The organism is Halorubrum californiense DSM 19288 (assembly GCF_000336875.1).
Classification (GTDB): domain Archaea; phylum Halobacteriota; class Halobacteria; order Halobacteriales; family Haloferacaceae; genus Halorubrum; species Halorubrum californiense.
In genome coordinates this window covers 1-13,977 of sequence record NZ_AOJK01000083.1, presented here as the reverse complement: position 1 = coordinate 13,977, position 13,977 = coordinate 1, and the positions used below count along the sequence as shown (strand labels likewise).

12 protein-coding genes and 1 pseudogene are annotated in these 13,977 nt (G+C 60.3%); 8 read left to right on the top strand and 5 right to left on the bottom strand.

The window, feature by feature from the left end; all coding sequences use genetic code 11:
* Positions 1 to 301: 301 nt before the first annotated feature.
* Complete coding sequence (locus C463_RS17170; RefSeq protein ID WP_008446359.1) at positions 302 to 1,447, bottom strand: ISH3 family transposase; 1,146 nt, start codon at positions 1,445 to 1,447, stop codon at positions 302 to 304.
* Between the two features lie 261 nt (positions 1,448 to 1,708).
* Between C463_RS17170 and C463_RS19870 the strand changes: the two are divergent.
* A pseudogene (locus C463_RS19870) lies at positions 1,709 to 1,963 on the top strand (hypothetical protein); the annotation flags it as partial.
* Positions 1,964 to 2,016: 53 nt separating this feature from the next.
* Here C463_RS19870 and C463_RS17165 read toward each other — a convergent pair.
* Complete coding sequence (locus tag C463_RS17165) at positions 2,017 to 3,333, bottom strand: RNA-guided endonuclease InsQ/TnpB family protein (protein WP_193365880.1); 1,317 nt, start codon at positions 3,331 to 3,333, stop codon at positions 2,017 to 2,019.
* A gap of 38 nt (positions 3,334 to 3,371) precedes the next feature.
* On the opposite strand from C463_RS17165, the gene C463_RS19080 reads away from it, so the two are divergent.
* From C463_RS19080 to C463_RS17145, 5 genes are all read left to right on the top strand, one after another.
* Positions 3,372 to 3,515 (top strand): hypothetical protein, encoded by a 144-nt coding sequence (locus C463_RS19080; RefSeq protein WP_008446356.1) that lies wholly within the window; start codon positions 3,372 to 3,374, stop codon positions 3,513 to 3,515.
* Positions 3,516 to 3,852: 337 nt separating this feature from the next.
* Positions 3,853 to 4,692 carry a hypothetical protein gene (locus C463_RS17160; protein WP_049906099.1) on the top strand — a complete coding sequence of 280 codons (840 nt, stop codon included), beginning with the start codon at positions 3,853 to 3,855 and terminating at the stop codon, positions 4,690 to 4,692.
* Positions 4,693 to 4,694: 2 nt separating this feature from the next.
* Positions 4,695 to 5,000, top strand: coding sequence for a hypothetical protein (locus C463_RS17155; RefSeq protein WP_008446351.1), 306 nt, complete (start codon positions 4,695 to 4,697; stop codon positions 4,998 to 5,000).
* A 2-nt stretch (positions 5,001 to 5,002) separates the two neighbouring features.
* Positions 5,003 to 7,168 (top strand): type B DNA-directed DNA polymerase, encoded by a 2,166-nt coding sequence (locus C463_RS17150; protein ID WP_193365879.1) that lies wholly within the window; start codon positions 5,003 to 5,005, stop codon positions 7,166 to 7,168.
* Between the two features lie 1,212 nt (positions 7,169 to 8,380).
* Positions 8,381 to 9,658: a Cdc6/Cdc18 family protein gene (locus C463_RS17145; protein WP_008446347.1), complete on the top strand. Its 1,278-nt coding sequence runs from the start codon at positions 8,381 to 8,383 to the stop codon at positions 9,656 to 9,658.
* Positions 9,659 to 9,749: 91 nt separating this feature from the next.
* Here the strand turns inward: C463_RS17145 and C463_RS17140 are convergent, their stop codons facing one another.
* Positions 9,750 to 10,073, bottom strand: a complete 324-nt coding sequence (locus C463_RS17140) for a hypothetical protein (RefSeq protein ID WP_008446344.1) — start codon at positions 10,071 to 10,073, stop codon at positions 9,750 to 9,752.
* Between the two features lie 137 nt (positions 10,074 to 10,210).
* Here C463_RS17140 and C463_RS17135 point away from each other — a divergent pair, with 137 nt between their 5' ends.
* Together C463_RS17135 and C463_RS17130 are read left to right on the top strand one after the other, a co-directional pair.
* On the top strand, positions 10,211 to 11,137 hold the full coding sequence (locus C463_RS17135) for a helix-turn-helix transcriptional regulator (protein WP_008446342.1): 927 nt from the start codon (positions 10,211 to 10,213) through the stop codon (positions 11,135 to 11,137).
* The gene (locus tag C463_RS17130; protein ID WP_008446340.1) at positions 11,134 to 11,937 is read left to right on the top strand and encodes a DUF6036 family nucleotidyltransferase; all 804 of its coding nucleotides are present in this window, start codon (positions 11,134 to 11,136) and stop codon (positions 11,935 to 11,937) included. Before C463_RS17135 ends, C463_RS17130 begins: the two co-directional genes overlap by 4 nt.
* A gap of 11 nt (positions 11,938 to 11,948) precedes the next feature.
* Here C463_RS17130 and C463_RS17125 read toward each other — a convergent pair whose 3' ends face one another.
* Positions 11,949 to 12,764, bottom strand: coding sequence for a hypothetical protein (locus C463_RS17125; protein ID WP_008446338.1), 816 nt, complete (start codon positions 12,762 to 12,764; stop codon positions 11,949 to 11,951).
* 90 nt (positions 12,765 to 12,854) lie between these two features.
* Positions 12,855 to 13,892: an ArdC-like ssDNA-binding domain-containing protein gene (locus C463_RS17120; protein ID WP_008446335.1), complete on the bottom strand. Its 1,038-nt coding sequence runs from the start codon at positions 13,890 to 13,892 to the stop codon at positions 12,855 to 12,857.
* Positions 13,893 to 13,977: the final 85 nt, after the last annotated feature.

Below are 13,977 nucleotides of genomic sequence, written 5' to 3'. Positions count from 1 at the left end.
CTCAGTCGATCACATCGAAGAGCTCACCATCCTGTCCAGTAGCCGCTGAATCGTTGTCTTCGATACTTGGATAGCCTTCGAACGGATTGAGACNCTCAGTCGATCACATCGAAGAGCTCACCATCCTGTCCAGTAGCCGCTGAATCGTTGTCTTCGATACTTGGATAGCCTTCGAACGGATTGAGACGGTGAGTTCTGTGCTTAGCAGCCGAATTTTGATACTGGCCAGTCGCTGTCGGCGGCAGATCGCCGCCGACGCGACAGCGTTACCACTCACGACCGCTGTCCTCATTCGGGACAGCTACCGGAAAAACCGGTCGTCAAGCGGTTGATTCGCTGGGACAGCTCTGCGGACGCCAAGTGCTGTCCAGGCTGCACGGAGTACCATCTCGCAGAACTCCTTGAATGGCCATCTCCAGAGGCGGCGCCCCCCTCGGCGGGGCGCCGCCACGTACCTCCAGTGGAGATACCGCCAGCTGTTCTGGAGGAGCAGACTCACCACAAACATCACCAGCCGCAGCCCAGCGTCTTGAGAACTGGTGAACGCGAGGCTCTGTTTGGCTAATCGGTAACTCGATTCGATGCCGAAGCGTTTGCTGTAGTGCTCTCGTGCATCTCGTGGCGTGTCGATAAACGGCGCGTCAGCGGCATAGCCGTGACGCGCCACCCCGTTTTCGTCGTATCGTCCCTGCTGGTAAACGCAGTCGATGAACACAGGGAACGTCACTTTGCCGGCGAGATCGTGTTCGATCTCGCGGCTCCAGCCTCTGTTTAGTTCGTTTTGAATCGTTTCGCCCCACTTGACGATCGGCATCGCGTAGGCGTAGTTGTGCGCGTACAGCAGGCCGAGACAGGTGCTGTTGTAGAATCCGCGGTCAAGGTAGACGGCCTTGACGCCGAGGTCAAGGCCGTCGAGGAGTTCGAGAAACTCAGCGAGGACATCGCTGGTCGTCTCGCCATCAACTAACTGACGAACCGCCAGCGTGTACCGCTTGTTGCGTACCCGCGCATAGAGCGTGGCGTAGGCGTGAAACGCAGTAGTTCCTCGTTTCGCCTGCGAGAAGTACAGAGCTTCTGTCTCATCTTCGTCACCGTAGTAGGGATCGAGGTGGAGGTCGGCGACGACCTCCACCGGTCGATCCGGGAGTGTCTCAAGCGCATCCCGCTGCAAGAGCATGTCTCCAACCGCCTCGACAGCATCAAGGTCGAACTGATCAGTGAGATAGCCACGGACAGTGTTGGCGTGCGGCGAGTCGTCACACGTTTCGCAGACGTGGTTGATTGAGGTCCCGCCGGCGCTGGCGCCGGCGAGGACCTCGTACAACGTCTCTGTCGTGACCTCAACGTTCTCATCAAGGTCTATCGCAAGCTCCTCGTTGAGGCTGTTGACGACAAAATTAAGCAGGTGCTCTTCCTCTATTTCGCTGTCTGCTTGGGTAGGCTTCACNCCGCATCCAAGCAGACACTTTTACTCAAATCCGATGTGATCGACTGAACCTATCTTAGTCAACACTCCGCACATATATACCAGAATTGTTAGTTAATTTCATTAGTATGAATGGGTCTGACTCTGGAAACGTTCTCGGAAACAGTCGAACGATAGTAAGATTTTGTTGCCTGAGTCCAGTTCGACATACCTCCCAGCCATTTCCTAAAACGCGGAATCGCCACGTCGCGGCTTATCGGGAACGTAGACAACTATTCGGGTATGGGAGAACACGCAACATCGAATCGATTGGCGGTGGACCAGTCGACGCGGGGGGCAGACCACAATCGGTCCCTCGCTGACCAAGCCGATCCAACTACGGACGAGATGCTGCTGCCGCAGCTCGACGTCGGGGGAGGACGCGGTGTCCCGATCCTACAGTCACTCGTGCTCGACCATCTCCTCCTGTACGACGGACCCGCCTTCTGGGTCGACGCAAACGGACATATGACGACGACACTCGCCCAGATCGCGCCCATTGACATCCTCCCATCCGTGAAGGAATGGGATTCCTCCGGTGAAGATATTGGCTATGCCGTACCCACGGAGGCAAGTTTCCCCTTGCGGGTACTCCGGTTTGTGCGCTCCTCGTTGGGACTAGCCCTCTCGGGAGAGCGTGATAGCTCCGACCAGATATGGTCGTCCCACTTGAGGCGCACGGGCCGTGCCATCGACCCGACGTTCAGATTTATGACAGCCTGTCGTTCGAGGAATGTCCGTGAGGCACCAAGGTCGGCGTGCCCCTCGTAGCCACACGAACAGCGGAACACGTCACCAGTTCGCTCCGTCTTTTCGCGTTCACCGCACACCGGACATTCCGCCGTCGTATACGCCTCCGACCGCACTCTCACTGTGATACCGTATTCTTCGGCGGTTGTGGCAAGCCGGTCGGTGAACGACCGAAACGCCCAGAATTGGTGGATTTTCTCGTTCACTTCCGCGCTCCAGTATTCCGATAGGACATCCGTGAGGTCACCCACGTACACCGTATCGACACCTTCGGCGTATAGTCGCTCGATCAAATCCCGCACGAGAGCGTCTTGGGCGTGGTCGCGGCGGCGCGTTCGCTTGCGGTACAGGGATCGAATCCGCTGACTGCTGTTTCGGCCCTCTCGCAGTTTTGATTGGAGCCTCGCGATTTCTTCGGTGGTTTCACGAAAGCGGGCAAACAGGTCGCGTCCCTCGTAGAGATACTGCCGGCCGGTGGTGGTGGTACAGGCGACGAGATTGTTCGCGCCCACGTCCAGAGCGGCTTCTTCTGAAGCCAGTGGTGAATCCTGTCGAGAATCCGGGACAGTGACAGGCTGAATGGCCCTGAACGTGTCGTCGATCTCGTCGAAGTACAGTTCCAATCGGCCCTGTTCGCCGTCCCACTTGGGAGCGCCGCAGACTTCGAGCCGCAGGCGGTCGTAGTAGCCAAGGTCGTACTCGTCTTTCAGGTCTTGGCCGACGGGGATTTCGAGGCGACTCCGCTCACCGGTTTCGAGGGTGTAGGAGTCGTTGCGGATGTACGTCCGCAACTCTCTACCGGCTTCCTCGTTGCCCCAGTAGCCGGGCGGGGCGGCGTCCTCACCATCTTCGCAGGCGGCGAAGAACGACCGCCACGCCTCGCTGTTCTTACGGATGACTTGTTGGGCGGTAGCGGACCCGAGAACACCGACGTATTGTTTGCGGTAGTCGGCAGTATCCCACACGGAGTCGCCGTCGAAGAAGTTCTGGCGGCGCTCGTAGTTGAGTTCGTTCCACAGGCTGGCGGAGGCGTCCAATAATTCGCGGAGCAGCTGCTCGTCCTCGGTGGAGAGCGGTCGGACCGCGAACGTGTTGGTTCGCCTCACGACAATAGACATTTGTATTTTAATGTCTAAATGTCTTTTGGACATAACCGATGCGACCGAACATCGACATCTCGCACACGCTGAACGGGCGGGTGAAAGACTACGCCGAACAAGAAGACAAGGACCTCGAAGAAGCCTATCAAGAGATTATCGAAGCCGGTCTTGAGGCGGTGGAACATCCAGGCGAGCAGTAGCGCCTGGATTGTCGGGCTGTGTTGTCGCTTAGATCCAGCCTGAAAAGATGGTCCCACTCGCTACGTATCATTCGAACCAAGCTCATTCTGGAAGCCTTCTCGGAAACATTCGGACGACCGCCAAAATCCAGCGACTAAGTCCGATTCACCGCGTTATCCGGTCATTTCCTGGAAATGAGGAAGTGACACGCCGTGGCTTATCGGGTACGTGGCCATCTATTCGAGTATGCCCGACCGCTCCACATCGACGCCAAACCGATTGGAGGTAGACCAGCCAACACGGAGTGCTGACCGCAATCAGTTCCTAGTTAATCGCGCTGATCCAGCCACCGACGGGATGCTGCTTCCTTCACTTAACGGCGGTATCACGCTGCTCGACGTCGACGGCGATCGGGGTGTTCCGCTCCTTCAGTCCTTGGCACTCGATCATCTCCTCTTACACGACGGGCCCGCTTTTTGGGTTGATGCAAACGGGCACGCGACGACGACCACGCTTGCTCAGATTTCACCTAGCCAGCGGTTGCTCAACCGAATCCACGTGGCACGCGGATTTACCGCCTACCAGCACTACGGCGCCGTCTGTGATCTCCCGACGGCAGTGAACAAGTCGATCCGGACGTCCACCGCCGATTCCGGGGCGGCCGGTCGAGGGCCACCAGGTCGCGACGAGGACACGTCACCCCACACGCCCGCCCTCATCGTCGCGCCGGCCGTCGACGCCCAGTACCGTGCCGACGATACTCTCGGTGAAACCCACGCGAAAACCCTCCAGGCTCGAACGCTCGCCCGGTTAGCAACGTTCGCCGAGGGGTACGACATCCCGGTGCTCGTTACGCGAAACGAACGAAACGAATTCACCGAATCGGTCGCGACGGTCGCCGACGACCACCTGGAGTGCGAGCAGACCCGAATGGGGCCTCGGGTCGTCGGCGAGGACTTCGAGACGCTCGTCTATCCCGTCGACGACGGCGCGTACTACCAGACGACGTTCGCGTACTGGCAGCAGCTGCTCGCGGCACGCGCCACGCAGGTCGGCGTGGAACCGACGATACCGGCGCCGTCGACGCCGACTCCGGAGGGTGTCGGGACGGGCGTCACAGCTGACGGTGAGACGGTGTCGGCTACGGCGGATCCCTTGCTCGATGCGTGGACTGCGACCGGGACCGGAGGTCGATAGCGATGGGGCGTACGAACCCGACGTACCGAGATGCGCTGCGGGCCATCGAAGAGCGCTGGGCAGAGTTCCGGCGAGCACTGCGGCGTCGCGACCAGCCACGCTTCGACCGGCTGTTCGAGTACGCCCGCGAGCACGCCGACGCGAGCGGGCTGTTGAACCACCAGAACCCGCTCCTGCCGGCGCTGCTCAGCATCGATCTCGAACAGGAGGGTCGGCTCGACGACCACGAGGAACGCCTCGAGGAGCTCGAAGCCGCGGTCGCAGCACGCGATGACCAGGAGAGCGCCCCACCGGACGCGAACCCGTGACGATGCCGTTCAGTATCGACTTCCTCGATGACGGCCGCATTCTGGAGTGGGAGGCAACCGCCGACGGCGCCGTCGCGACCGAGCGCGATGACTACACCCCACGCTTCTACGTTGCCGTTCGCGACCCAACATCCGATCTCGATCTCACGACCCTCCAGTCGGTGTACGACCAACACCCGGACATCGTCGCGACCGAAATGGTTGCGCGACGACCAGGCTTTCGACGGGATGAGGAACCAGTCCTCGCCGTCGACGTCGCCCACATCGACCGCGTTACCTCACTCGCCCGGCAGACACGTCAGCTGTCGGCCTATCCAGTCGGGGATCTCGCCTGCTTCAACGTCGACTTCTCGCGGGAGTTCCGGTACTGTCTGGAGACCGGCGTCGATCCGACGCCGGCGAGCGAGCTGTCAACACTCCGGCTCAGCGTCCCGGTGACCGAAACGAGCAACGATGTCTATGGGGAGCTGTCCGTTGCCGGCGACACCGTCACCGGCTCGGCGACGGATATCCTGACCGCCGTCCAAGAGGCGCTCAAAGCACACGATCCGGACGTTCTGGTCTGCTCGACGAGCGAGATCGTCCCGACCCTGTACGAGATGGCGACGGCCGCCGGCGTCGACGACTTCTCGCTGAGTCGGTGGCCGGACGTCGACTACCAACAGCTGGCGAGTCGTTCGACGTACTCGAGCTACGGCCGCGTCGGCCACTCGCCGGCGCGGTACAACGTGCCCGGCCGGGCGATCATCGACGAGTCGAACACGTTCTTCTACGGGGAGACGAACCTTGACGGCGTCCTCGACCTCGTGTCGCGCTCAAAGAAGCCCGTCCAGGAACTTGCGTGGGCGTCGATCGGGAACGTGCTGACGGCGATCCAGATTTGCGAGGCCCACGACCGCAGCGTCCTCGTGCCATGGAACTCCTGGCGCCACGAGTTCTACAAGCCGATGGGGACGCTCCACGACGCCGACCGCGGCGGCTTCATCTTCGCCCCTGAGGTCGGGCTCCACGACAACGTCCACGAACTCGACTTCTCCTCGTTGTATCCCAACATCATCTGTACCCGGAACGTGTCGCCGGACGTCATCCGGTGTGACTGCCACAGCGACCGCGACGACGTCCCCGGCCTCGGGTATTCGATCTGTGACGACCGGGGCTACCTCGTCGACGTGCTGCAGCCGATTATCGACGCTCGCGACGAGATCAAGGCGGCCATCCGTCGCGAGCAGGAACGGGACGACCCCGACGAGGACCGACTGGCAGAACTCGAGGGGCGGTCGGGAGCGCTGAAGTGGATCCTCGTCGCCTGCTTCGGCTACCAGGGGTTCAGCAACGCGAAATTTGGCCGCATCGAGTGCCACGAGGCAATCAACGCGTTCGCTCGCGAGATTCTGCTGACGGCGAAACAGCAGCTGGAAGCCGGCGGCTGGCAGGTCGTTCACGGTATCGTCGACTCCATCTGGGTGACACCGGACCCCGACGTCGACGACGATGACCGCGAGGACCTCAAGACGCTCGCGACGGAGATTACGGAGCGCGTCGAGATTCGGCTCGAACACGAGGCGCACTACGACTGGGTGGCGTTCGTGCCGCAGCGCGAGAGCGACGCCGGCGCGTTGACGAAGTACTTCGGGAAGGTCGCCGGCGACGACGACTTCAAGATCAGAGGTATCGAAGCCCGGCAGCGCTCGACCCCGCAGTTCATCGAGGACGTCCAGCGGGACTGTCTCGAACGGCTTGACGCGACTCGATCTCCGGACGCCGTACTCGACTGTCTCCAAGACGCGATCAAGCGCCTCCACGCTGGAACGGTGCGGGTCGAGCAGCTCGTCGAACGGAATCGTGTCTCGAAACCACTCGAGGGATACACGCAAAACACCCAGAACGTGGCGGCGCTGAAGCGGGCACGGGAGCAGGATCTCGCTGTCCACCCAGGACAGGACCTCGAGTACGTCGTCGTCGACGACGAGAAGAACTCACGAGAGCGGGTCGCGTTGGCTCACGAGGAGATCGAGTCGTACGATGCGTCGTACTACGAGATCCAACTCGTCAGAGCTGTCGAGAGCGTGCTGTTACCGCTCGGCTGGGATCGGACGGAGATTCAACGCGAAATCGCGGAAACCCGTGAAACGAACTTGGCCGCCTTCGCCGAGGTTGAAAGAACTTAACCAATAGCATCAGGGGTTTCAGGAGATGTGTTGGTTAATAACGAACGGAGGGACGGACTGGAAGCCGGAGAGGATACGTCGCCCACACACCCCTCGTCCAGAGTGAAAACCAATCAGGGGTGTGGGGGAAGGTCCACGGGAAACGAGGGTTCTCATCAGGAGAGATTAACGAGAATCACGGTGAGACAGCCTGAGACGTGGAAACACGAGGGAAATGGAACAACGAGCACGAGCAGCGGTTCAGAACCACCCGGACGAATGCCGCCTTCGTCCTCCTTTCTGCGCTGAATACACTTGGAGAGTGGTAAGACGTAGGTGGTAATAAAACCTCTAGGTAATACTTTGGAGATTGATATGTTTGGTGAATCGTCGATTGTGAGACGACCGCTGTAATCGGTGTACTCGTCCCACGTCTTGTGATTTCGGTGCTTTCCTGCCGACCCGTCGTGTGGTTTTCGCCGGTCCCACCGAGGGACTCTTTCACCGTTTCACTCTGGACGAGGGGTGTGTGGGTCTAATCTCGTCGTCCGTGTATTGTGAAACGTTGAAGGAATAATCGCCGTTTTGACTATTCTTCGGCCAGCAATCCGTCCTCTAAGCCGGTGTCGGGACGGGTATCTGCTTATCTCCCCCGTCAGTACGGCATCAAGATACCCGATTCCGACTGATCCGATTTTGCCCTGCTTTGCTTCAGCTGGAGATGTGACCTGTATCTGTGGGTCTTCTACCGTCTCGTTATTCACTCTTGACCGGGGGTGCCGACGAATACTCGTCATCATCTCTCGATGTTCCCATTTGACGCCAGTTCGTCACGCCGGCGTTTACACTCTGGACGAGGGGTGTCTGCCGTGCGTCAGACGCCAAGTGCCGTTGTGTTTTCTCATAGAACTGACTGATTCCTCCGTTCGGGAGATACACTCTGGATGGGGGGTGTGGTCTCAACCAAGTGCTCCGGTCCCGGGTGGAGAGCTATTCACTCTTGACTAGGGGTGTGACAAACCCGCTTCAGTCCGGCGTTTTCACTCTGGATTAGGGGTGCCGGTCCGAGTTTGGAACTTTCGCTCCGAATCCGATTTCACTCGGGACCGACTCGACCCTTTGTGAGGATGATACGGCAGCGACAAAACATCAGAAGACGACCATAGCCCGATTTACACTCTGGTCGAGGTAGCCAAATCATTAAGTAGGTCCCATCCGCGATGTCTGATATTGATGGCTGAGGAACCGTCCCAACTTTCTGACTTCGACGGCCGCTACGAGGACCCCGCTGACGATCCCCTCTTCGACTTTGATGAAGACGACCCCGACCGAGCCAACATTTTCGCTCGAAAGGAACTGCTGAAGGTGGGTCACGTCCCTGAAAGCGGGCGTATCGTCGGCCGAGATGGCGAGATCAAGGCCGTAGCCGCTGAGCTCAGGCCGATCGTTCGTGGTGATCCACCCAACAACGTGATTATTTACGGCAAAACGGGTACGGGGAAGTCACTGGTCGCCCGTCACGTCACCGAACGAGCTCGACGAGCCGCGGAGTCGAACGGTGTGTCCGTGGGCACGGTCTACGTCGACTGCGCGCAGCACAATACACAGACGCGCGTTGCCAGGACGGTAACTCGGTCACTCAACGAGACGGACGAGACTGACTTCGATATTCCGCGCGCCGGGATCGGGAGCGGTGAATACTACGACTATCTCTGGGAGATTCTGGATACTGCCTACGAGTCAGTCATCATCATCCTCGACGAGGTGGATCGACTCGATGACGATGATATACTGATGCAGCTGTCGCGTGCTCGCGAATCGGGGAAAGCAGATTGCCACTTGGGCGTCATCGCAGTCAGCAACAAGATCGAGTATCGTGACCAGCTGAACGAACGCGTCAAGTCCAGCCTTCGCGAGGAAGAGTTCGTCTTCCAACCCTACGACGCGAATCAGCTGCGCGAGATTATGAAGCACCGACGGGACGCGTTCCACGATGGCGTTCTCTCGGATGATGTGATCCCGCTGACGGCGGCATTAGCCGCCCAAGAACACGGTGACGCCAGAAAGGCAATCGAGATTCTTCGTCACGCCGGCGAGCTAGCCGAGCGAGAAAACGTCGATACAGTCGTCGAGGAACACGTTCGCGATGCTCAGGAGTGGGCTGAAATTGATCGCTTCGAGGAGCTCCTACGCGGCTCGACGACCCAGGTCAAATTCATCCTGTATTCTCTCGCGCTGCTCACCGAGGAGAATCCGAATGAGGACGGGTTTTCGACCAACCGAATTTACGAACGATATGAAGCGACGACCGAGAAAGCTGATGCGAAGACTCTCAGCGAGCACCGCGTCTATGAGCTGTTGAAAGAGCAGGCGTTCCTCGGTGTCGTCGAATCAACTCGGACCGGTGGTGGCCGGGGTGAAGGCAGTTATCTCGAGCATCGGCTGGTTCAGGACACCGGTATCGTGTTGAAATCTGTCCTCCGGGACAGTCGGCTGGAAGATTTGGCTTAGCTCTCGGTTCGGTCGTTCAGCACACCCCTGATCACGAGTGTATCTCTCGACACGTCGGAAACGTGGGGTGGGTATCTTCCTGCTTCGAGTTTTACTCGTCCGGGTTGACCGGGCCTTTGTACTTGGAGCGAATTTTTTCGCCATCCCGCCACTGCCAGTAGTAGTAACGATTGTCGTTGATCTCCTTGATCGTGATCGTCGCTTTGGCAGGGACGTCGTCCGGAAGATCGTCTGGTCGCTCTTCGACCTCCTCTTGATCTGCCGACTCCTCGAGACGGGCCTCACGTTCCTTGTGCTCGGCGAGCGCTTCTGCGTACGAAGCAACGTCTCGGAGCCGTTCCGGGTCTGACTCGTTGAGCGTGTTGACGATCTCCGTCGGGAGGCTCGCCGGTGGGGTCGGGGGTTCGTAGGACATCGGCTACTCTCGTGTTAACCAACAAAGGCTGCGAATCCATAGTTTTGTTGGTTAAGTCGGTAGAACGGTTCTCGCGCCTGCTGGCTGTAACACTACTCGAAACATCTTTATATAGTAGTTTCGTACTATGTTACACCGTGCTCCGGCGCATCGAACTCGAGGTCCTCGCCACGGTCGACCACGGCGACACGATCTCCGAACTCGCGACGAAGCTCGACCACAGCGAGAGTTACCTCTCTCGTGCCGTCGCCGACCTCGTCGAGAAGGGACTCGTCTACACGGAACGCGACGGCCGTCGAAAACGAGTCGTCCCGTCGGATGCTCGCGCCGTCGAACTCTATCGGGACCTCGTCCGCCAGCACTCCCACATCGAGTTCCCCGAGTTGCTGACCGGGAAGGCACTCGAGGTGCTGTACTACCTCGACCAGCCGCGAACCGTCTCCGAGATCGCCGACCGGAGCAACAACTACCGCAACACGGTCAACCGCGTCCTCAAGCGGTTTCGTGACCGTGGTCTCGTCGGGACGGCCGACGGCCGTTATGATTTCAACGCCGATTTCGACCGCCTCCACGAGTTCGCACGTGAACTCACACACCATCTGCATCGTCACCGTCTCGAAGCCGTCGCCCCAAAGGGCACGATTCTCTGGGAGGATTACGACGAATTCCTCGCCCAGGCCGAGACAGAGATCGACGCGGAGGCGTTCCACGAAACCGGCCTCGCTCGATTCGCGGCCTTCGACCTCCAGTTCCTGCTCACCGGCCATCGATACTACCTCTACTCCGAGGAGCTCGACGCCGTCTCGCCAGCGGACCTCTGCTGCCACACGCTGTTAATCGACGACGGAAGCCGCCACCGCTCGTACTGCCTCCTACTGCTCAGCCACATCGACGTCGACGAGGCGGACCTCCGAGAGCAGGCGGTGAAGTATGGCCTCGAAGACGAGATCGACGCCTTGCTCCGCTACCTCGAGACGCACGGCGAGGTCGACGACGACCGGCTTCCGGAGTGGGGCGAGTTCCAGGAGCTGGCTGCTGACTACGAGGTGCCACTACCACAATGAGACCAACATTCGGACGCGAGTACATCGAGAACGAATTCCAGCGCATCGGGGACGGGCTATCTGAACCGCTCACCGTCTACCTGATCGGTGGTGGCGCGATGTCGTTACGCGACCTCAAGGGGGCGACGAAAGATATCGACCTGGTCGTCCCGGATGGCGACGCGTACGGGCAGCTGTGGGCCGTCCTGATGGACCTCGGGTATGCGGAGGTCCAGTCGCTGGATCCAGATTACCGGGCGCTGGGGGCGACGAGCTGCGTCGAGAACGATGATGGGTGTCGCCTCGATATCTTCAACCAGCAGGTCGCGAACAAGCTCGTGCTCACCGATGGGATGCAGGAGCGCAGCGACCCGTTCCTCAACTTGGATCGACTGACGGTCCGGCTGGTCAGCAACGAGGATATCTTCCTGTTCAAGGCTATTGCCGGCCGCGACGACGACATCGAGGACATGAATATGCTCGTGCAGGCCGGTCTCGATTACGATGTCGTCCGGAAAGAACTCGAAGCCCAGATCGAACGCCTGGGTGACGATCAGTTCGCCACGTTCGCGAACGAGGCCTTAGTCGAACTCGAGGAGCGGTACGGGGTGACCACGCCGATCGAGGCCCGCGTCCAGGAGCTCACGAATAGGTACTACCGGGGGCTCGAAGTCCTCCAGACACTCGACGAGCCGATGACCGTCGACGAACTGGCCGCCGAACTGGAGCTGGATACCGACGAGATTCACGACCGGCTCGCGTATCTCTCAACGTTCGATCGGGTCCGTCGGGATGGCGACACAGTCCGTCCTGTGGAGTAGTCCGGTCACGACTACGAGCCGGGAAGGCGGCCGTCTGGGCGGGGTACGCGGCCCCGTTTGATCTCGTGATCGACGCGACGCAGGTGCTTGCAGCCGCCTTCGGGTGAGCGCTGTTGCCAGTCGGGACAGGTACACGATTCGTCGATGACGTCGACTTCGTACCTGTTGCCGGACGCGGACTGCACCTCGTAGCGGCCACCTTTCGAGAGGAGTGAGACATCCATCGCTTCGGCGACGGCACGCTTCGTGCGGGGCTCGAAATCGTCCTGTGACTCTGCGTTCTCGTCGACGACCAGTCGGTCGCGAACGTCGCCCGTTCGGCCACCGTCGGGAGCGACGGCGTCCGCAGGGCCACTGAGCCGGTCGTGGAGCACTTCCTCCACTGGATGGCCTTCCGGCCACAGGTAGTGGACCTCACGGCGCTCGCGATGGTCGTAGGAACCGCACGCCGCTGCGCTCCCAGTCCAGACGCGCCAGGCACCGAGTGCGGCCATCACGTCGACGATGTCACGGGGAACCGTCTGGTGGTCGTCCGGGAAGAACACCCTGAAGCGGGTACACGCTTCTTGCGGCGGGACGGTCTCCCACCAGTCTTCGCTGGAGCCCCAGCTGTCGTACATCGCCTCGTCGCTCCCGTAGCCGACGGTCACGCCGTTGATCGGCGTCCAGTCTGCTGGGAGGTGGTCCGCCTCGCCTTCGAGCACCCGAAGAACCGCGTATCGGAGGTACTCGTGGGCTTGGTTGTCTGTCGTACGAGCGACCTGGTCGTGCTGCTCGGCAACGTGCTCTGCTTCCTCGAGGACCGTCGTGAGATCGGGTTCAGTCATTATTCGACGGAGGTCAGAACGCGCCTCCGCCCCTCGGCGGGCGCAGAAAAACTTAACCAACAGAGCGGAAGGAATCCATCACTCTGTTGGTTAACTGGGTTGGGACGAGGATTCGCTCTCGAGAACGTCGATGAGTTCTTCTGCCGTTCGACTAATCCGGCCGAGGCGCTCGCGAACGACCTCGGGATCGTCCGACTCCCACGCAGCGAGGTAGAACGCCGACCTGCTGGTGTCGAGCCCACAGTACCGCCCGACGACGTACGCGACCGCCTCGGCCTCGACTTCGCGTTTCGCCCGCTCGGTGTCGTCGTCGACGTCGAAGTGTAGCAGGGCGTGCGCGTACTCGTGAATCAGCGTCCGCGCGAGGTCGGCCTCGTTCTCCCGATCACGCACCTCGACGAGCGGCTGAACGTCGACGAGACTCAGCTGCTCGCAGATGCCCTTCGCCTCGCCGTGGGTCCACTCCTCGGCTGGAACGATTCGCACCGTCACGCCGAGGTCGTCAGCGGCGGCAGTCAATTGGTCGACGAGGTCGCCGGCGTCCCCGGTGGCTTCCGTATCGAGATCAGGAAGCGGTTCGCCTTCGGTCTGAGAGACGTCGAACACCGGCGCNTCGACGAGGTCGCCGGCGTCCCCGGTGGCTTCCGTATCGAGATCAGGAAGCGGTTCGCCTTCGGTCTGAGAGACGTCGAACACCGGCGCAGGCTTGAACCCGACCAGCCCTTCGGACCACTCTTCGGGCGACGTCTCGTCGTACTCACAGTCACTGTCCTCGTGGTAGCTCGGCGAGTTCTCGCACTCCGGGCACTGCGTGGTGATGATCGGCGCCCAGATCCAGATGGCCGACTCGCCTTCCTGGACGTGCCGGTCGAACTCCTCCTGCCACGTCCGGTAGCCCGCCACCCGGCTCGCCTCGGGACACTGCCGCTTGATGAGAAGCGTATTCCGGTAGGAGTAGTCGTGGAAGCGACTCTGGACGTCGAGCCACTCTTGGAACTCGTCGCTGGCCTGCGCGTCGTCGACGCCGGCGACGAGTTCGTCGATCCACTGTTCGATAGTGCTGTTCATCTCGTCGGATCGCGTGTCGGTCTGGTCGAAGGAGACCGACGAGTCACTAGTCGTAGCCATTGTGTTCACCGAATCGAATTCACGGCGACTGCGTCTGTTCAGACCGCGCCGCACCCCTCAGGGGCGTTCAAAAAACCGCTCTGTC